Below are 19225 nucleotides of genomic sequence, written 5' to 3'. Positions count from 1 at the left end.
TTTCGATAATCCGCATCTAGATCACCTTCGCCAGCCAGTGCCCAGTGTGCGAATGCAGATTCGACGCGATCTGCTCCGGCGTTCCCTCTGCCACTATGTGTCCGCCGCCCTCGCCGCCCTCGGGTCCGAGGTCGATCACCCAATCCGCCGACTTGATCACGTCCAGGTTGTGCTCAATCACGATGAGCGAGCCGCCGCCGTCAATCAGCTTCTTGAATGCGGTGAGCAGCTTAGATACGTCATCGAAGTGCAGTCCGGTCGTCGGCTCGTCGAGGATGTAGAGGATCCGGCTCGCCTGCGACGGCTTCGCATTCGCATTCGCCGAACGCACGGCCGCGAGATGCGCCGCCAGTTTCACGCGTTGCGCCTCGCCGCCCGAAAGAGTCGTGGCCGACTGTCCCAGTCGCAGATAACCGAGTCCGACTTCATCGAGCACCGCGATTTTCTCGAGCAAACGCTGCTGGCCCACGAAGAACCGCAGCGCCTCCTTCACCGTCATCTGCAGCACCTCGTGGATGTTCTTGCCCTTGTACTGCACCTCGAGAATACGCGGCTGATAGCGCGTTCCGTTGCAGTCCTCGCAGGGCAGTTCCACATCGGCGAGGAACTGCATCTCCACCGTGACGGTTCCATCGCCTTCGCACGTGTTGCAGCGTCCGCCCGGCACGTTGAAGCTGAAATGCCCCGGGGTGAGCGACATCCGTTTCGCATCCGGTTGCGACGCAAAGATCTCGCGGATCAGATCGAAGCCCTTGATATACGTGATCGGATTCGACCGCGGGGTGCGCCCGATCGGCGTCTGGTCGACGAGCACAACGTCATTAAGCCGCTCCACTCCCGTCAGCGACTTGAACACGCCACTCGGATCACTTCCGTCGCTCTGGCCCAGCGCACGTGCGACGGCGCGATACAGCACCTGGTGCACCAGCGTCGATTTGCCCGAGCCAGAAACGCCGGTGATCGCCACCAGCATCCCCAGCGGAATCTCGACATCCAGCCCACGCAGGTTGTTGGCATAGGCGCCCTTCAGCACCAGCTTTTCCCTGCCCGGCTCGCGCCGGCGCGATGGCACTGGAATCGTGATCTGCCCCGAGAGATAGCGCCCGGTGAGCGAATTGGGATTCGCTTCAATCTCCGCCAGAACGCCGTCGGCCAGCACCTTGCCACCAAACTCGCCGGCGCCTGGCCCGAGGTCGAGCAGATGATCCGCGGCGCGCAGTACGTCTGGATCATGCTCGACAACGACGATCGTGTTGCCGAGATCGCGCAGGTCTTTCAGAATGCGAATCAGCCTGTCCGTGTCGCGCGTATGCAGCCCGATCGACGGTTCGTCGAGCACATAGAGCGCACCCACAAGCTGCGACCCCAACGAAGTCGCAAGCTGAATGCGCTGCGCCTCACCGCCTGATAGCGTGGAAGCCAGCCGGTCTAAGGTCAGGTATTCGAGCCCCACCGCATCCAGGAACGTCAGCCGTTGCCGCACCTCATGCAGAATTTGCCCCGCGATCTCCGCTTGCATCGGCGTCAGCGTCAGCTTCGAGAAGAACTCCTTCGCCTTGCCGACCGTGAGCGCCGTGCCCTGGCAGATGTTCAGGCCGTTCAGCCGCACCGCGCGCGCTTCGGCGCGGAGCCGTTGTCCTCGGCATTCGGGGCACTCCGCATAGCCGCGATACTTCGACAGCATCACGCGCACGTGCAGCTTGTACTTCTTCCGCTCCATCTGCGCGAAGAACCCGTACACTCCGTCGAAGCTGCTGCCCTTGCCGCGCAGCACAATCTCGCGCGCCTCGTCGGTCATCTCGCGCCAAGGCACGTCCATGGGGATGCCCAGCGCGCCGGCCTGCTTCTTCATGTCGGTGAACCAGCTGCGATACTTCGGCCGGTTCCACGGATCGATCGCTCCGTCGTTCAGGCTGAGCCCCTTATCCGGGATCACCAGGTTCAAATCGAAATCGACCGTGTTGCCGAACCCCTGGCAGCGCGGACATGCGCCAAACGGATTGTTGAAACTGAACAGCCGCGGCTCCGGCTCGCGGCCGGGCCGGTGACAGCTCGCACACTCATAGGCCGCGGAGAACCGATGCATCTTACGCTCGCCATTCTCATCCCTGGGAACTTCTTCGAAGATCACCTCGCCGGCCTCGCGATACGCAATTTCGGCCGCATCCACGATGCGCGCGCGGTTCTCCGCATCCACCACGATGCGGTCGACCAGCACGAATACCGGCAGCGTGAAATCAATCTCAAGCAGGCTCTCCGGCGTCGAAAACTCGAAGATGCGCCCATGCTGATAGAGGCGGTTGAAACCTCCGCTGCGCAACTCATTCAGCCGCGCCTTCAGCGCATCGGTCATGGGCGACTCAACCGCAGCTTTAGCAGCCGCCTTCGCCGCCGCGGCCTTGGTTTTGCGCGTGGGCTTCTCAGGCTCGGCCTTGGTGATCTCGTGCTTCACCGGGAACAGCGCCTGGATGCGGGTGCCTTCGCCGAGCGCAAGGATTCTCTCCGCGATCTCGTCCATGCTGTCGCGGCGCACCAGCCCATCGCAATAAATGCAATGCACCACGCCACAGCGCGCGTACAGCAGCCTCAGGTAGTCGTAGATCTCGGTCGCCGTTGCCACTGTCGAACGGGGATTGCGCGTGGTGTTCTTCTGCTTGATCGCAATTGCCGGAGCCAGACCGTCGATCTCGTCCACATCCGGCTTCTCAATCCGCTCCAGGAACTGCCGCGCATAGGCTGACAGCGATTCGACGTATCGGCGCTGCCCCTCGGCGTAAATCGTGTCGAACGCGAGGGAAGATTTCCCGGACCCGCTCACGCCGCTCACAACCGTGAGCTTGCCGTGCGGAATCTCGCAGGAGATGTTCTTGAGGTTGTGCGTCCGCGCACCGCGGATGATGATGGCTTCGTTGGCAGAGCTCAAGGGATGAAGGACCTCAAGAGAGCGTAATCACGGCTGCATGTGCATGGATGACAATGACGTTACAAACGCACATTAGGCCATCTTCCATTATAGAAGCTCTGCCGCCACCCGGCCCTGGGCCTGGCTTTGGCCGGATTCGGACGGATGAACTGGGCTGGTCCCCTCTCACCGCCGCTCAAACGTCACTTTTCGAGGTTACGCCCGATTACCTTTCCGACAAACGCCCGTAACTCCCCCTGTAACTTAATGAAAGTTAAAATAAGTCATTCATAACCCGCGCAAGAATCCCCCCGCTCATGCGCGTTTTCCGTAGCCGGAGGGCCCCCACATGGGTTTTACAGACTTTTTGCGTACAAGGGAAATGGCGGATCAACTCCGGGAACACCGCGAGTCTACTCAGGCTGCGCGAGAGGCGATGTTCCGCAGCGAGGCCCAGCGCGCGTGGATCGATCTGCAGGAGGCTGTTCGCAGCACCGCCGAGGGCAAACGCTACAAGGGCGAACTGTTCCTTTGGCGCGTACTGCCAGCCCATCCCAAAAGCCTGGTGCTGAAGAACGTGGCTCTAAGCTTCGTCGAACGCGAATGGGATTCGCGCACCTTCACCTTGTTGCTTGGCGGAATTCCGGGGCTGCACGCTCTGTGGGCGACGACCTCGCCTGATCCCGAGTTCGTCGACATACAGTACGAGGGAAGGGATCACTGGCGCATCGGCGGGTCCACGGAAGTGCTCCAGACCTCGGGAGAAAACAGCGCCGCCGAGCATATCTGCCGCGCACTCGTCACCTACTTCGACGATTTCCAGAGTTCGCGCTGTCAGCCGATCATCTAAGCTCCCCGCAGCGTCGCCGGGCAGACCGGATGGTATGCTCGTGAGCGATGATCGCCTCTAGGACACTCAGCTTCCCTGCTCTTCTTCTGGTTTTATGCTCGCTACCCGTCGCCGCCCAGGCGCCTCCTGCCGTGGATCGCACCGTCGCCGCCTGGGTTGATGCGCACGAATCCGAGGCCAATTCGTTCCTCGAGCGCATCGTCAACATCAACAGCGGCACGCATAATCTCGAGGGCGTGCGATCGGTCGCGCACATTATGGAGGACGAGCTGAAGGCGCTCGGGTTCCAGGTGGAATTCAAGCCGATGGATCGCGCTCCCGATAACGTGGGCCGCGCGGGCGTACTGATCGCAACGCATCCCTGTTCCAAAGGCGAGGGCAAGTGCGGAAAGCGCATCCTGCTCATCGGCCACATGGACACGGTGTTCGAGCTGACCAGCCCCTTCCAGAAGTACTCCGTGAACGGCGACATCGCCACCGGCCCCGGCGTGAATGATATGAAGGGCGGCCTAGTCGACATGCTCTACGCACTGAAGGCCTTGCAGGCCGCGGGTGTACTGGACCAGATCGAGGTGCGAGTCGTCCTCAGCGGCGATGAAGAAGCTCACGGAGAGCCCGCGTCCATCTCTCGGCGCGACATGCGCGAGGCGGCAAAGCAGAGCGACGTCGCGCTGGAATTCGAAGGCACTCCGCGATCGAACGGAGTGTTCTACGGCAGCGTCAGCAGGCGCAGTTCGATCACATGGCGCGTCCACAGCACCGGAGAAACCGGTCACTCGTCTGGGATCTTTTCAGAGCACATGGGCTACGGCGCCATCTACGAGCTTGCCCGGATTATTGACGAGTTCCGCACAAAACTCCCCGAACCGAATCTCACCTTTAATGTCGGCATGGTGGCGGGCGGAACCCAGATCACCGTCGATGATGCCGGCAACAACTCAACCGCGTCGGGCAAAGATAACATCGTCGCGCCCACCGCCTATGCCAGCGGAGACATCCGGACCATCAGCAACGAGCAGACCGAGCGCGTGGAACAGAAGATGCGCGCGATCGTGGGCGAACACCTCGCCAAAACGGGCGCAACAATCGAGTTTGGTGAGGGGTATCCCGCAATGGCTCCCACGGAAGAGAATCGCGCGCTGCTGAAGTTGCTGAATCGTGCCAACAAGGAGTTGGGTTTCGGTGAAATGCCCGAACTCGATCCCATGAAGCGCGGCGCGGGAGACATTGCCTTTGTCGCCGACCTGGTGCCCGGTCTCGCGGGCGTGGGCGCTACAGGCGAAGGGGCCCACGCGCCCGGCGAAACCGTGGATTTGAAAGCTCAGGCCATCAACACCAAGCGGGACGCGGTGTTGATGTGGGAACTGAGTCAGCTAGATGAGAAGAAGAGCCTGGTCGAGGCGGTGAAATAAGTGGTGAGTGGTCGGTCCTGCACCCTGGACACTGACCACTCATTGCTAACCACTCTTCACTGATACAGCGGCAGCGGCTGCACAATCACGTGCTGCGGCGAGCTGATGGCATGCGGCGATCCGGGCGCCTGGCTTACCCCCGTAGGCGTGATGGTGAAGACGTACAGCTTACCCGCTGGCCGGCTGATGGCGTAGAGATGGTTCTGCTTGTCCCAGAACATCTGGTCGATTTCCACATTCGCGAGCAGGCCCGTGTACTTCGTCGGGGTAGCCGCTCCGTTGAAATGGAAGACCTGAAGCCCGGCACTGCCGCCAACGGCGAGAAGCTTCCCGCTCGGCGACATGGAAGTGGCAAACGGCGCGCCGAACGAGCCCACCGGCATCTGCGCAGCGGTGTTGGTCGTAGTCAGGTTCCCATTGGCGTCGGACGTGAAGGACGCGATCTGCGCGCCGCCGTCTGAGCTGAAGCTGTCGGCCACCACCGGCTGCATCACAATCGCAACATGCCCCGTCGGATCGGCCGCCGGATTGGACGGGCACCAGAAATCGCCCGACTTGGGCGTCGGCAGCGTCCGCGTGAAGCTCGTCAGGTCGGTGAGGTCGCCGTTGCTCTGGCGCTTGTAACCCCACACACCCCAGTACATATTGCCCAGGCACGATGCCGAGTAGGCGTAAACATTGTTCGCCAGAATGGTGGGGGTTGAGGTGAGCCAGGTGTTGCCCTGTGTTGTGCCGAGGTTCGACAGGCTGCCGACCGAGCTGTTGATCTTCAGCGAACGGTAGTCGTTGTTGGCGCAGCCATCATCGTCGAAATCCAAATCGTAGAGCGTAGCGCCAGTATGATCGAGCACAAGATCCCCGGAGTGGCCGCAGTCACTCGGGTTCATCTTCGCCACATCGGTCTGCGACCAGAGGCTGAGCGCGCCACTCGTCGCGTTCATATGGTAAGCGTCAATGTAGACGCCGTTCTGGTTTGCGCCAAACAGATACTTGCCGTTCACCGCCATAGAGGTGACGTCGGCGGTCCAGGGCGAACCGGGCAGCTGCGTGAGGGATCCGTTGGCCGCCGCCGCGTAGCCCACAATCTCATTGACGGAGCTGTTCGGCGGTGTCATCGAGACGTAAACCCAGGCTGCGGGCGATGAAGTCTGAGTTTGAGCCTGGAAGGGAGTTACTAGTGTTGCGGCACAGAGAAAACCACTGAGGCTAACTGCTCTTAAAAAGCGCATAACTAAAGGGTCCCCGTTTGTTACATGCGTAGATAAAATGGCCTGACCCAATCGAAACAGGGCCTGATTCCGCTTGGCTTTCGGCTTTAAGTGCAGGAACTACCTTTCTACTCAGATGCAAAGCGGACACAAAGGTGGTTTTATCGAGAGAATTTCATACAGTAACAGCCCGGACCTACCCAGTAGGCCCCGCCCCGAGACTCGGCTGGAATAATGGATTCAACGATGAAAGCCCGCGCCTACCTGCTCATGCTGTTCGTGGTTGCCATATGGGGCGCCACCTTCGTGGTCGTCAAGGACGCTCTCGCCGACGCGTCGCCGGCCGCGTTCAACCTGGCGCGCATGGCCCTGGCTTCCATCGTTTTGGGGGTAGGCTATCACCGGTACCTTCGCGGACTTCGCTCGTGGCACATTGGCGCCGGCGCAATCGTCGGCTTCTGCCTGGCCATGGGGTACCAGTTCCAGACGCTCGGGCTTGTCTGGACCACACCCTCGAAATCGGCCTTCATCACCGGCATGGTCGTCGTGCTGGTGCCGCTCTTCTCTATGATTCCGGGGCTGCATCCGCCGGGCACGCGCAGGCCGCGCTGGAACGCCTTCCTGGGCGCCGCCGTGGCGTTCGCCGGAATCGCCCTGCTCACCGCTCCGGGAATTTCCGGCGCCAAGGGGCTGGCCGCTGCCATCCCCGACTTCCGGCAGATCAACAAGGGCGATGTGTTGTCCTTCGGGTGCGCAGTCGGCTTCGCTCTGCACTGCCTGGCACTTGGCCATCTCTCGCCGAAGATCGACTTCAAACCCCTGGCAACGTTGCAGGTGGGTTGGTGCGCGGTATTCATGGCCGTCACACTGCCGGTAATGGGGCCACCCCATTTGCACTGGTCGGAGCGCCTAGTTAGTGCCCTTCTTATCACCGCCGTCCTGGCTACCGCGGCAGCATTGTCCATTCAAAGCTGGGCTCAGTCGATTCTGCCTTCCACCCACACCGCGCTCATGCTCACGCTTGAGCCGGTTTTCGCCTGGATCACGTCCTTTCTTGTTCTCGGCGAGCGGCTGGGCCTGCGGCCCGCAACAGGCGCCATGCTCATCCTCGGCGGAATCGCACTCACCGAATTGGTCCCCCAGCCCGGCCATGTGCCTTCCGCACACGAGGTCTGACCAGAAGAACCGCTATTCCTGTCCCTGCTCCTCCTCATAGGTTGGAAACGGCTCCGGGAACGGGCTTGTCGGCATGGTCTTCAGTGTCTGCAAATCCGCCAGCACCTTCTTCCATTGGTCGGAATGCTTTTTCGTCGCGAAGGGCACGTCCAAGTCCGCGTAGTAGGCCTGGATGTCCTCCTTGATCCCCTGCGGAATGGGCACGGTCGGCTGGCTGGTCAGCGTGTGAAGCAGATAGGCGTAGGTGCTGTCCGTGAGCGGATAGCCGCCCGGCTTTACCACCGCGCCCGTATCCAGGTCGCGGTTGGGCAGCGGATGGTGCGGATCGGACCTCGTTTTGCTCACGGCTTGCGCGTGCCGGCTCTTCTCCAGTTGCTTAGCTTCGTTCTTGGGCTCCGCTACCGCAGGCGGATCCGTAGCCGCCGCACGTCTCTTCTCTGGCGGAGTAAAGCGCGCCAGCATCTGCCGCATGGCCGCGACTGAAAGCATCAAGCTGTGCACGTAATCGGCCTCGGCCTGCGGCGTCGGCCCCTTGATGGCACACAGCCGGAAGGGTCCGAACCGAGGCATGATGAAAATCAGCCCGGCCAACACATGGGCGCCGAATCCGGGCCCATGGCGATACGCCGCCCAGTTGTTCGCCACCGACATGGCGTGGATTTCGCCATGCAGCTCCTTTGCCTCGGGCGTATCCAGATCGGCGGTCATGTGGCGCTTGTGCAGAATTCCCGTTGCATCCGCGATATCAGGCACAAACGACCGCACGGCGAACCGGTAGGCCTTCTCATTCACGCGGCGCTTCCGCGTCCCCGAGAAGTCCATCGACACCCCGTAGGTCTGGTAGTAAGCCAGGGACAGCTGCTGCATCGATACGCTCATGCCGATCTTGCGCAGGTACTGGATCGGCGCCGTGCGTCCGTGCGTGTCCTCGTCCACATCGAACGCAAACTCCACCTCCACGTGCTGCACCTTCCCTTGGGCGTAGTTCACGCTTTTGCCGTACTTCTCTCCTAGCTCAGTAAACGTGATCGGCACGCTCAGGTTGGTCGCGAGCGGATGCCCGATCGAGTCGCCGACATAATGCGAGAGTGCGCCCACCGCAAACGCCAGCTCGTTTGCATTGTGGGCATTGCGAAACAACGCCATGACGAAGTCGCCCGAACGCACGTAATGCGTCAGGTTCGACAGCGAAGCCTGGCCGAACGGGTAATAGCCGATGTCCTGGATGACGCACCCGCCATACGCGTAGGCCCGCGCCTCATCTAGTTGCGCCGGCGTCAGGCCGGGATAACGGCTCAGCAGCAGCGGAACGATGGAGTCGTCCCAGGTGAGGTCAATGATCTGTTCGTGGGTGAGCAGGGAGTACGCAAATCCGGGCACTGAAGCCGCAAGCAATGCCAGAACACAGATTATGCGGACGAGCACAAGGCCGCATCTTGCCATAAGAGGGTTTAGATGCAGAAACTGTGTAACATCACTTGAGAAACTCCTTGGCAACGAAGTAGCGGCGGAACAGCGCCTGGGGATCGTCGCCTCCATTGCCCTGGAACTTCAAGACTTTAACTCTGGGGGGAATCGCCATGGAAATGTCAGACAAGGGACTCCAACTCATCAAGGACTCAGAGGGGTTTGTCGGTCACGTGTATCTGGACGCCGTTGGAAAGCCGACCATCGGCTACGGACACCTGATCAAGGCGGGGGAAGACTTCAGCGATGGGCTCACCGAGGAGCAGGCGACCGAACTGCTCCAGAACGATGTCAAGTGGGCTGAAAATGCGGTCGCCGCTGCAGTCCGGGTCCCGCTCAACCAGAACCAGTTCGATGCGCTGGTGGACTTCACCTTCAACCTCGGATCCGGAGCCCTGCAGGGCTCAACCCTGCTCACGCTCGTTAATCAGGGCAAGATGGACGAAGCCGCAGATGAGTTCCCGAAGTGGGTTCACGCAGGTGGCAAAGTCCTGCAAGGGCTGGTCACCCGCCGTAATGCGGAACGCGAGCTCTGGCTCGCCTAGGATCAGGCAGGCCGGAGGCCAATACCGGCTGCCCCGCAAGTCACGCCTCCGGCTGCTCCTGTTCCCGCGTTGTGTCTGTTGAATCGTAGTCGTTGAATTCGACCCGGCAGTCGCTCAAACGCGGCCGGCGCATGTCGATCTTGCAGGAAAGCCTGGCAGGCCGCTGATGGGCAAGGAGTTCGAAGATGAAGCGTACGGCGGCGGGCTGCCCGGCTTTTCTGGATCCGTCTTCGGAATCGAGATGGACAAGATACACGTACTTGGTCTCGAGTTGCACTGTCTCCCCCGGAATGCCGTTGTTGTAGGGGCTTGCGCCGTGCTCTCCCCCAGAACCGGCGCAAGACATCCATGGGGCCCGACTTGCTGAATGACCTAATCTAAAGGCAGGCGTACCAGCTGCAGCAATAACACTGACGGCGCATGCCATAGCACCGAGGCTGCACAACTCAATCCGGAACGTCACCCGCGGCAGATTACGGCAGTTCTTCTAATGTCTGCTCTATTAACGCTGTCGGTTGCAAAAAGGATTTGTGAAGGGTTTCCTGGTGGGCAGAGAGGGACTCGAACCCCCGACATCCTGCTTGTAAGGCAGGCGCTCTAACCAACTGAGCTATCCGCCCACGCGTGGTGGGAAGGCCCTGGAGGCCCTTCCATCATCATACCAGCGAAAGAGGATGCCCCTCTTCGCGCGCCGGCCCGATTGGTACACTGGCTGGTGCCCCGCATCATCGTAAACGCCGACGACTTCGGCCTCACCTCCGGCGTCAACCGCGCTGTTCTCGAGCTGCACCAGGCCGGCGTGCTCACCAGCGCCACAGTGATGGCGCGCGCTGCGGCAACCGATGAGGCAATCGAGATCGCGAAGGCTACGCCCAGCCTCGGTGTGGGCTGTCATGTGGTTCTGGTCGATGGCGAGCCGATCCTCTCTGCCGCGCACGACATTCCCAACATCTCTTCCACTGTTCAACAGCGGTTTGAACCCACGCTGGGCAGTCTCTTGCGCAGCATTTACCAGCAGGGAGCGTCTGGAAAAGTCGACTACCAAATCGAGATTGAAGCGCGTGCACAGATTCATTCCCTTCAGGCCCGCGGCATCCGCCTGACCCATATCGACACGCACAAGCACACGCATATGTTCCCGCGAGTGCTTCGGCCGGTCCTGCGCGCGGCGCGAGCCTGTGGAATCCGCGCTGTTCGCAACCCATTTGAGCCTTCGTGGAGCGTCCGCGCCACTCCAGGCGCTCCACTCGTCCGTCGCATGCAGGTGCGCGCGCTTCGGTTGATGGAGGCTACGTTCCGCCGCATCGTCACCGAAGAGGGCTTCACCACAACAGAGGGCGCCCTCGGCGTGCTGGCCACCGGAACTCTCGACGGGCGCGGAGTCGCTTCTCTTCTGAACGCGCTTCCCTGCGCCGGCACGTTCGAACTCGTCACGCATCCCGGCTACAATGATGCCGAACTGGCCCACGCCAACACCCGCCTGCTCTCCTCGCGCGAGATCGAGCGCGATGCCCTGCTCTCTCTCCGCCAGCAGGCTAGGCCAGTTCGCTGCCTCATCTCATTCGCCGAGCTCTGACCACCGGCGCATTGGCGGTCGCGTTCTGATTTGAATGCCAAAGTGACCCGTCTTCGCGCCTTGCCGCCCGTCATTCCTCCAAAGGGAGGTGTACGGGCTTAAAGACGCCCTCCTTTCTGCCGATGGGTGAACTGGGAGAGCGGGCAGCGGAATGGCAAAGACAATTCTGGTTGTCGATGACTCAATCACGATGGTATTGAGCCTGAAGACAACGCTCACAATGAACGGCTTCCACGCCGAGGGCGCAGGCAACGGGCGTGAGGCTCTGGACAAACTCAAGGCCGGGCTGAAGCCCGATCTGATTGTGACGGACATTAACATGCCGGTGATGGGCGGGATGGATCTGATCCGTGCTGTGCGGTCCACTCCCGGCATGAAGTTTGTTCCCATTCTGACCTTGACGACCGAAAGCGAACTGGCCAAGCGAAACGAAGGCAAACTTGCGGGTGCCACAGGCTGGTGTGTGAAACCGCTTTCCGGCAACGACCTGATTGCGGTTATCCGCAAAGTACTCCCGGGAGCGTAGAACAGTGGCACGCGAGTCGTTGGTGGAGGAGCGGGCGGCACAAACCGAGCAGCAGGTTTTGCGCCAGCGGATGAAGCGGATCGAGTCCCGCCTGCTGGTGCAGACGGCTCTCGGGATTGCATTGCCGGCAGTGCTGTGGGCTTCGCTGTGGATGCTGATGGGGCGGGACTTCGTTCGTGTTCTCATCGCCGCCACCGTGTTGTTCGCGTCCATTCTCATTGTCCCTCTGCTGCTGATCCAGTGGTGGAACTGGCGGGGCGCACACCTGGCCGTGGCGGACATGTGGGCCTTCGGGAACCTGCGCTTTGACGAGCTTTCGCGGGTGCTGGCGGCCAGCCGGGCCGCGGGAGCCGACATAGCCGAGTCGCGGGAATACGTGGACATACTCCGGGAGCACATCAGCGATTCCCTGAAAGAGTCCGAACAACAGGTGGTGGCCGCCATCGAGCAGATGAACAGCCTGGTGGAGCGCTCGATGGAGCAGCAGCAGCGCCTGGCCAATTCCGTGAAGAGCGGCCGCACGCTTACCGACACGACGCGCGACCGGGTAGAGCGCTATCGCGGAGTCGTGGCCGCAGTTCACCTGGAGCAACAGGTGCAACTGGAGGAGATGCGCGCGAATTTCGACCGCATCGACCACCTTTCACTGGGCGTGAATTCACTGACGCCGATGATCAAGGTGATTACCTCGATCGCGCAGCAGACGAATCTTCTGGCTTTGAACGCGGAGATTGAGGCAGCCAGGGCGGGGAGCGCCGGGCGGGGCTTTGCTGTCGTAGCGACCGAAGTACGCAAACTTGCCGAGTCAACCAGGCAGGCAGCAACGGAGATCGCTGCAAAGATCAACGCAACCTCGCAGAGTGTGGAAACGGAACTGAAGGGCGCGCGGCTCGCGCTCGAGCAGCATGAGTCCCAGGCTGCGATGAGTCACCTGGTAAGCGACCTCGATTCCATGCGAGACGAGTTCTCCCGGAATGGAGAGCTTTTGCTGGATATCATCCGGGATGTGGAGTTGAGTTACAGCGAATCGGTGGAGAGGCTCTCAACAGCCCTGGGACACATTCAATTCCAGGACGTTATGCGGCAAAGGATGGGGCACGTGGAAGAGGCGCTTGGCGAGATGCGGGATCATCTCCAGCAGTTGGCGGCACTCAGTTGCGATTCCACGTGGGACGGCAAGCTGCAGCAGACATTCAAGGGAATCCTGGCGACGCATTTGGGCAAGTATCGCATGGCGAGCCAGACCCGCACGCACATGGAAATCGCGGGCGGCGGGCAGAGCGATGACGGCGGCCCCACGGTTGAGTTGTTCTGAATCTCTGACGCCGAATGCTTTCGCAGGGGCGGCCCAGAATGGGCCGCCCTTTCCGCATGAGGAACCCTCTGTCGGTGCCATCTATTTTCTGCCTCGAAATTGCATTCAATTTCCGATAAACAATCTAGCCAGCATTCTGTACTGAATCAGCCCATCAAGAGGCGAGATCGACCTGAGCAGCGCCTCAGACGGCGTTGCTGTGGAACGGGCGGAGTGGGGCCAAGGAGACGACGATGCCGGACGAGGTTGAAGTGGAGACGTGTGCGAAACCGCCCGAAGCGCGCAGCGAGGAGCCGCTGGTGCTGAGCAGGTCTGGCGATGCGTGTCTCATCCGGCTAACAGGGACGATCGATATTGGCATGGCGGCGGAACTGAAGAGCATGCTGATGGCCGGCTTCGAGAATGCGCGTTCGATTCGGATCTTGTTCGAGAGAGTCTCCGATCTCGATGTAACAGCGCTGGCGCTCCTGTGGGCGGCCAGGCGAAAGGCTGAGCAGAAGAACGTGAAGTTTGGCTTCAGCGGAGAAATACCCAAGGCGCTGCGGGATGCGGTCGAGGACCTGGGTATGGAAGGCCTGCGTCTGTTTGATTGAAATGGCGCGGCGGCGGAAACACCAGTGACGATCGGAACAAAGACATGAAGCATGCGACGACAGCCAACGCGGAGATGTTCAAGCAGAGCTTTCGCGAAGAGGCGCGGGAGATACTGACCGATTTGGAGTCGGCGCTGCTGGAATTAAATGAGAATCGCGGCGACGGTGCACTGGTCGGGCGGATCTTCCGGGGTCTGCACACCATTAAGGGATCGGGCGCCATGTTCGGCTTTGAGGACCTGGCCGCGTTTACACACGATCTTGAAACCGCATTCGACCTGGTGCGCAACGGGCAGCTGGAGACGAGTTCCGAGCTGATCGACCTGACGCTGGCTGCGCTCGATGAGATCAGCGCAATGCTGGAGGAAGATCCGGCCCGGAGTGTCGGGTCGGAGAACCGCGAGCGCTTGCTCGAGAGCGTGCGGCGGCTCTCAGGCGCAGAGAGCAGCCCACAAAGGGACCTTGGGTCGGAGCCGAAGGTTGATGTGCAGGTGGAACCGAGTCCTGCGCCCGAAGGACCTATACAGACCTGGCGCATTCAGTTCGCGCCCGGGCCAGACCTGATGCGCATTGGCGCCAATCCGCGGATGCTGCTGCGAGAATTGCGCGAACTGGGGCACGCAAAAGTGCGCGCCGGCATGGAAGCCGTTCCACCTCTCGAGGAGTTCGATGCCGAGCGGTGCTATGTGCGTTGGGAGATCCATCTTGAGACCAGGGCGGAAAGAGAAGCGATTCGCGAAGTCTTCATTTTTGTCGAAGATACGTGCGAGCTGAAGATCGAGAGCGTCGGAGTGCCTGCGTCGGCAGAGGGTATGCGCGAGAACGCCGCGCCAGTCGTCGATGCCGACGAGCATGCCCGCGTCCTGAAGGAGTCGCGAGGGACACCGGGTGGACGGCGCAGCTACGATAAGCCCGACAACGCGACAAGCCTGCGCATTGCCGCGGCCAAGCTGGACCAGCTTGTAGACCTCGTGGGAGAACTGGTGACGGTGCAGGCGCGCCTGAGCGAGCTTGCCGGCCGCAGGGTTGACGCCGAACTCACGGCGGTGGGCGAGGAAGTGGAGCGGCTGACCTCGGCTCTGCGCGAGAGCTCTATGAACATGCGGCTGGTGCCGATCCGGGCCACATTTGATAAGTTCCGGCGGCTGGTGCACGACCTGGCTCGCGATCTTGGCAAAAACGTCGACCTGACCATCGAGGGCGCCGAGACCGAGCTCGACAAGACGGTGATCGAACAGTTGAGCGATCCACTGATGCACCTGATCCGCAACAGCATGGATCACGGCATCGAGCCGGTGGAGGCCCGCGTGGCAAACGGCAAGGCGGCGATGGCTCGCATTCACCTGTCGGCGAAGCACTCGGGCGCCAACGTTCTTATCTCGGTTGCTGACGATGGCCGCGGGATCGACTGCGAGGCAGTGCGCCGGCGTGCAGTCGAGCGCGGGCTGATTCCTGCGGACGCAGACCTGACTGAAACGCAGATTTATGGGTTGATCTTTCAACCCGGGTTCTCGACCGCCAGGCAAGTCACCGATGTTTCAGGCCGCGGCGTAGGCATGGACGTGGTGCGGCAGAAGGTGGAGAGCCTGCGCGGCGCCGTGGATGTTTCCAGCAGAAACGGGGCAGGAACCACAGTTACGCTGCGCCTGCCGCTGACTATGGCAATCATCGACGGCCTGCTGGTTACAGTGGGCGACGGCAGCTTTGTGCTGCCAGTAGCTAGCACTCTCGAATGTATCGAGTTGACGCACAAGGAAATCGAGAGGTCAAATGGCCATCGTTTTGCGACCGTGCGCGGGCAGATCGTGCCTTACATCCGGCTGCGCGAGTACTTCGGCCTGCCGTTGCGCGGGCCGGAGATCGACCAGGTCATTTTTCTGGATAACGGCAAGGGCCGCGTGGGGCTGGTGGTCGATCAGATTCTGGGCAATTGCCAGGCGGTGATCAAGAGCCTAGGACGGGTCTACCGGCAGGTGCAGATGGTGGCCGGAGCCACCATCCTCGGAAACGGGACCGTAGCTTTGATTCTCGATCCTGATCGACTGATCCAGGAAGCGGCGCATTCGGAGGACCGAAGCATTCTGTCGAAGCGACCACGGGGGTATGCGCAAACCGACCCGCCCCCTATTGCGGACACCGACACCGGCTAGCGACCAGGGAGCAAAGAAGGCAGAGGAAGGGCGTGGGCCGGCTCATGCGCTTGATCGGTCCGGCCGACATTCAGAACGAAAGACAGGGTATGGCGCAGCCGCAATGCCGGCCAATGCGACCTGCCCGTAAGGAGCAGCGGGATGAAATGGTTCTACAACATGAAGATCGGGACGAAGCTGATCGGAGCCTTCGTTATGGTGGGCGCCATCACGTCCGTAGTGGGCCTGATTGGAATTGCGAAGATGGGAGACATCGCTGAACGTGCGGCTTCTTCCTATGCAAAGGAGACTCTGGGCCTCTCCTATTTGAAGGAAGCAAATATTGATCTCATCTACGTGGGCAGAGACGAGAAGAACTTCCTGCTGGCCAGCACCGCAGAGCAGCGCGAGCGGTACAGAAGGGCCATCCGATCCGACCAGGAGAAGCTACGGGAGAATTTGGAAAACGCTCGGCCTCGCATCCATACAGATAAAGGCAAAGAGTTGCTCGCCAAAATTGACGATGCGATACGGGATCGCAACCAGGTGCTGGACCAGGTGCTTGAGATGGCGGCTAAGGATCAGCTTCAGCAGAATCGTGCCTCGGTAGACATGTCGATGGGCACGGAGCGCGAGAAGGCTGACGTTGCGGACAACGCGTTGACAGCGCTATCCACCTTGAAGTCGGAGCTGGCGCAGTCTGATGCAAGTATGACGGAACAGGTATACCGCAGCAGCCGCACGTTCATGCTGATCCTCACGATCGGGGGTGTGACCTTTGGCCTTGCCTCGGGCATCTTTATCTCACGCAGCATTTCGCGGCCGCTTGCTCAGCTCGCCGAGGCGGCGAAAGGCATCTCGCTTGGAGATGTGAATCAGAAGGTCGAATACACCTCTGGCGATGAAGTCGGCTCATTAGCCGAATCGTTTCGAGGCCTGGTCGCGTACATTCGATCGGCTGCAGGGGCGCTTGAGAAGGTGGCGGCAGGTGACCTGACAACCAAGCTCACAGCCAAATCGGATCGCGACGTTCTCACCCTGAGCCTGCATCGCGTTGGTGAAGTACTGGAGAACCTGCAGAAGGAGATGGCACGGCTCATCACGGCTTCGCACGCCGGGCGACTCTCGGAGCGCGGCAGGCCCGATCAGTTCGAGGGCACGTTTGCCGAGATCGTCCATGGCGTAAACGCCATGCTTGACGCAATCCTGCTGCCCATCGGCGAAGGCAATCGCATCCTAGCGCAGATTTCAGCCGGCAAGATCGACGAGTTGATCACCCAGACGTACAAGGGCGACCACGAGAAGATGAAGCTGGCTGTCAACAACGTCGGCATCGTGCTGCAATCGCTCAACAAGGAGATGGTGCGGCTCATAGCGGCTTCGCACGACGGTCTGCTCTCGGAGCGCGGCAGGCCCGATCAGTTCCAGGGCACATTTGCCGAGATCGTCCACGGCGTAAACGCCATGCTTGACGCAATCCTGCTGCCCATCGGCGAAGGCAATCGCATTCTGGCGCAGATTTCAGCGGGCAAAATCGACGAGCTGATCACGCAGACGTACAAAGGCGACCACGAGAAGATGAAGCTGGCCGTCAACAACGTCGGCATCGTGCTGCAATCGCTCAACAAGGAGCTGGGACGCCTGGCCGACGCGGGACGGCAGGGACAGCTCGCAACGCGCGGCAGGGACGCAGAATTTCAAGGAGCGTTTAGCGGAATCGTACGCGGAGTCAACGATATTCTCGACGCCGTCATCGCACCTCTCAACGTTTCGGCGCGGTATGTTGAACTGATCTCTAAAGGGGAGATACCGCCGCAGATCACTGATACGTACAATGGCGATTTCAACACCATCAAGAACAACTTGAACTCACTGATTGCCGCCATGAACGAGATTACAAGGGCGGCGGAGGAGATTTCGGCCGGCAATCTGACCGTTGCAGTCAAAGAACGCTCCGCGCAGGACAAATTGATGCAGGCGTTGAGCGCGATGGTCTCCGGGCTCACGCGCACGGTGGGCGACATTCGATCTATCGCAGGCGAAGTGGCGGCAGCGAGCCAGTCGATCGCGACTGCCTCGGTACAAGTGTCGAAGGGCGCAAGCGCGCAGGCCGCTGCGGCCGAAGAGGCTTCGTCGTCGATGGAGGAGATGGTCTCCAACATCAAGCAGAATGCCGATAACGCGCAGCAGACCGACAAGATCGCCAACAAGAGCGCTCAGGACGCGCAGGAGAGCGGCAAGAGCGTTCTGGAAGCGGTGGCAGCCATGAAGGAGATCGCCAACAAGATCTCAATCATTGAAGAGATCGCGCGCCAGACGAACCTGCTGGCATTGAATGCCGCAATTGAAGCCGCACGCGCGGGCGAGCATGGCAAAGGCTTCGCCGTGGTTGCAGCCGAGGTGCGGAAACTGGCCGAGCGCAGCCAGAAGGCCGCTGGAGAGATCAATCAGCTTTCATCAACAACACTCACGGTTTCCGAGAATTCGGGCGAGATGCTGCAAAAACTGGTGCCCGATATCCAGCGCACCGCAGAGTTGGTGCAGGAAATCTCCGCAGCCAGTAAGGAACAGGACACCGGCGCCGAGCAGATCAACAAGGCTCTGCAGCAGCTCGAACAGGTGATCCAGCAGAATGCCTCGGCGGCCGAGGAGATGGCCTCAACAACAGAGGAGCTTACCGGACAATCCGATCAACTGGTCAGCGCGCTTTCCTTCTTCCACACCGGCGACGAGGGAGACGCCCGCAGGCAGCGTGCCAACGGATCGCGACCGGCAAGGCTGGCCCACACGCCCGCCGCGAGGCCGCCGAAGCCGGAGGCCCACGCCATTGTTGCCGCGGTCAAGCCGAATGGGAAGGCAGGTGTGGTTCTGCGGCTGAATGACAAGCACGACGAACTCGATTCAGAGTTCGAGCGTTACTGACTGCCTGGGGCGGCGCTCGCGAGTTCCGCCCCGTCTCACGGTCAACGAGGAGTTGAAAACTATGAGTGTTAGCGAAATCACAGAGACGCGGCAGTATCTCACCTTCAAGCTCGGCAACGAGGTGTTTGCCACCGACGTGGCCAAGGTGAGAGAAGTGCTCGATCTCACACCTATCACTGCAATCCCCCGGACGCCCGATTTCATGGCCGGGGTGATCAACCTGCGCGGGAGCGTGGTTCCAGTTGTCGACCTCCGACTAAGTTTCGGGATGTCGAGGACCGAGACCACGCGCAACACGTGCATTGTGGTCGTCGAAGTGGTGCTCGATTCCGAATCGATGGTGATCGGCGCGCTGGCCGATTCCGTTGAGGAAGTCATCGACCTGGATCCGGAGCAGATCGAGCCGGCGCCCCGCATCGGCAGCCAGATCCGCAGCGACTTCATTCGAGGCATGGGTAAGCGCGATGCGCAGTTCATCATGATCCTCGACATCGACCGGGTCTTCTCGGCTGAGGAACTCGCTTTCGTGCGCAACCGGGAGTCGTCCCAGGAACTCGTGGAAGCTGCCTAAGGAGAATCACAGAGGGCGGCGATTGCTGCCGCC

The 19225-nt window shown here is 60.8% G+C and carries 15 protein-coding genes and 1 tRNA gene; 11 read left to right on the top strand and 5 right to left on the bottom strand.

Annotated features, from left to right (window positions below; genetic code table 11):
- Window positions 1–16 precede the first annotated feature (16 nt).
- Window positions 17–2923, bottom strand: coding sequence for an excinuclease ABC subunit UvrA (uvrA, locus tag MOP44_RS18095; RefSeq protein ID WP_260791653.1), 2907 nt, complete (start codon window positions 2921–2923; stop codon window positions 17–19).
- Window positions 2924–3284: 361 nt separating this feature from the next.
- Between uvrA and MOP44_RS18090 the strand changes: the two genes are divergently transcribed.
- A complete protein-coding gene (locus MOP44_RS18090; protein WP_260791652.1) occupies window positions 3285–3752 on the top strand; it encodes a hypothetical protein in 468 nt (155 codons plus the stop codon).
- A gap of 47 nt (window positions 3753–3799) precedes the next feature.
- Window positions 3800–5164 carry a M20/M25/M40 family metallo-hydrolase gene (locus MOP44_RS18085; RefSeq protein ID WP_260791651.1) on the top strand — a complete coding sequence of 455 codons (1365 nt, stop codon included), beginning with the start codon at window positions 3800–3802 and terminating at the stop codon, window positions 5162–5164.
- A gap of 56 nt (window positions 5165–5220) precedes the next feature.
- Here MOP44_RS18085 and MOP44_RS18080 read toward each other — a convergent pair whose 3' ends face one another.
- The gene (locus MOP44_RS18080) at window positions 5221–6279 is read right to left on the bottom strand and encodes a hypothetical protein (RefSeq protein ID WP_260791650.1); all 1059 of its coding nucleotides are present in this window, start codon (window positions 6277–6279) and stop codon (window positions 5221–5223) included.
- Between the two features lie 327 nt (window positions 6280–6606).
- Here MOP44_RS18080 and MOP44_RS18075 point away from each other — a divergent pair, with 327 nt between their 5' ends.
- Window positions 6607–7548, top strand: a complete 942-nt coding sequence (locus MOP44_RS18075) for a DMT family transporter (RefSeq protein ID WP_260791649.1) — start codon at window positions 6607–6609, stop codon at window positions 7546–7548.
- 12 nt (window positions 7549–7560) lie between these two features.
- On the opposite strand, the gene MOP44_RS18070 is transcribed toward MOP44_RS18075, so the two are convergent.
- The gene (locus MOP44_RS18070) at window positions 7561–8991 is read right to left on the bottom strand and encodes a zinc dependent phospholipase C family protein (RefSeq protein ID WP_260791648.1); all 1431 of its coding nucleotides are present in this window, start codon (window positions 8989–8991) and stop codon (window positions 7561–7563) included.
- Window positions 8992–9128: 137 nt separating this feature from the next.
- Here MOP44_RS18070 and MOP44_RS18065 point away from each other — a divergent pair, with 137 nt between their 5' ends.
- Window positions 9129–9560 carry a lysozyme gene (locus tag MOP44_RS18065; protein WP_260791647.1) on the top strand — a complete coding sequence of 144 codons (432 nt, stop codon included), beginning with the start codon at window positions 9129–9131 and terminating at the stop codon, window positions 9558–9560.
- 40 nt (window positions 9561–9600) lie between these two features.
- Here the strand turns inward: MOP44_RS18065 and MOP44_RS18060 are convergent, their stop codons facing one another.
- Together MOP44_RS18060 and MOP44_RS18055 are read right to left on the bottom strand one after the other, a co-directional pair.
- On the bottom strand, window positions 9601–9837 hold the full coding sequence (locus tag MOP44_RS18060) for a hypothetical protein (RefSeq protein ID WP_260791646.1): 237 nt from the start codon (window positions 9835–9837) through the stop codon (window positions 9601–9603).
- A gap of 266 nt (window positions 9838–10103) precedes the next feature.
- Window positions 10104–10180 (bottom strand) — tRNA-Val (locus MOP44_RS18055).
- 95 nt (window positions 10181–10275) lie between these two features.
- On the opposite strand from MOP44_RS18055, the gene MOP44_RS18050 reads away from it, so the two are divergent.
- The 7 genes from MOP44_RS18050 to MOP44_RS18020 all read left to right on the top strand — a co-directional run bounded on the left by MOP44_RS18050 (window position 10276) and on the right by MOP44_RS18020 (window position 19192).
- A complete protein-coding gene (locus tag MOP44_RS18050; protein ID WP_260791645.1) occupies window positions 10276–11136 on the top strand; it encodes a ChbG/HpnK family deacetylase in 861 nt (286 codons plus the stop codon).
- 151 nt (window positions 11137–11287) lie between these two features.
- Window positions 11288–11662, top strand: a complete 375-nt coding sequence (locus tag MOP44_RS18045) for a response regulator (protein WP_260791644.1) — start codon at window positions 11288–11290, stop codon at window positions 11660–11662.
- Window positions 11663–11666: 4 nt separating this feature from the next.
- Entirely contained in the window at window positions 11667–12977 is a 1311-nt protein-coding gene (locus MOP44_RS18040) for a methyl-accepting chemotaxis protein (RefSeq protein ID WP_260791643.1), read from the top strand.
- A 233-nt stretch (window positions 12978–13210) separates the two neighbouring features.
- Window positions 13211–13570, top strand: a complete 360-nt coding sequence (locus tag MOP44_RS18035; RefSeq protein ID WP_260791642.1) for an STAS domain-containing protein — start codon at window positions 13211–13213, stop codon at window positions 13568–13570.
- A 44-nt stretch (window positions 13571–13614) separates the two neighbouring features.
- Window positions 13615–15720, top strand: coding sequence for a chemotaxis protein CheA (locus tag MOP44_RS18030; protein ID WP_260791641.1), 2106 nt, complete (start codon window positions 13615–13617; stop codon window positions 15718–15720).
- Window positions 15721–15861: 141 nt separating this feature from the next.
- Window positions 15862–18621: a methyl-accepting chemotaxis protein gene (locus MOP44_RS18025; RefSeq protein WP_260791640.1), complete on the top strand. Its 2760-nt coding sequence runs from the start codon at window positions 15862–15864 to the stop codon at window positions 18619–18621.
- 61 nt (window positions 18622–18682) lie between these two features.
- Window positions 18683–19192 carry a chemotaxis protein CheW gene (locus MOP44_RS18020; RefSeq protein WP_260791639.1) on the top strand — a complete coding sequence of 170 codons (510 nt, stop codon included), beginning with the start codon at window positions 18683–18685 and terminating at the stop codon, window positions 19190–19192.
- Window positions 19193–19225 lie beyond the last annotated feature (33 nt).

The sequence above is a fragment of the Occallatibacter riparius genome (genome assembly GCF_025264625.1).
Lineage (GTDB): Bacteria > Acidobacteriota > Terriglobia > Terriglobales > Acidobacteriaceae > Telmatobacter > Telmatobacter riparius.
The sequence above is the reverse complement of the archived record's forward strand: the minus strand, read 5'-3'. Positions and strand labels throughout refer to the sequence as shown.

Bases quoted from the DNA above. Each gene is read 5' to 3' on its own strand.
- MOP44_RS18090 (WP_260791652.1), top strand. From the start codon at position 3,285: ATGGCGGATCAACTCCGGGAACACCGCGAGTCTACTCAGGCTGCGCGA.
- MOP44_RS18085 (WP_260791651.1), top strand. From the start codon at position 3,800: ATGATCGCCTCTAGGACACTCAGCTTCCCTGCTCTTCTTCTGGTTTTA.
- MOP44_RS18080 (WP_260791650.1), bottom strand. From the start codon at position 6,279: ATGACACCGCCGAACAGCTCCGTCAATGAGATTGTGGGCTACGCGGCG.
- MOP44_RS18075 (WP_260791649.1), top strand. From the start codon at position 6,607: ATGGATTCAACGATGAAAGCCCGCGCCTACCTGCTCATGCTGTTCGTG.
- MOP44_RS18070 (WP_260791648.1), bottom strand. From the start codon at position 8,991: ATGGCAAGATGCGGCCTTGTGCTCGTCCGCATAATCTGTGTTCTGGCA.
- MOP44_RS18065 (WP_260791647.1), top strand. From the start codon at position 9,129: ATGGAAATGTCAGACAAGGGACTCCAACTCATCAAGGACTCAGAGGGG.
- MOP44_RS18045 (WP_260791644.1), top strand. From the start codon at position 11,288: ATGGCAAAGACAATTCTGGTTGTCGATGACTCAATCACGATGGTATTG.
- MOP44_RS18035 (WP_260791642.1), top strand. From the start codon at position 13,211: ATGCCGGACGAGGTTGAAGTGGAGACGTGTGCGAAACCGCCCGAAGCG.
- MOP44_RS18030 (WP_260791641.1), top strand. From the start codon at position 13,615: ATGAAGCATGCGACGACAGCCAACGCGGAGATGTTCAAGCAGAGCTTT.
- MOP44_RS18025 (WP_260791640.1), top strand. From the start codon at position 15,862: ATGAAATGGTTCTACAACATGAAGATCGGGACGAAGCTGATCGGAGCC.
- MOP44_RS18020 (WP_260791639.1), top strand. From the start codon at position 18,683: ATGAGTGTTAGCGAAATCACAGAGACGCGGCAGTATCTCACCTTCAAG.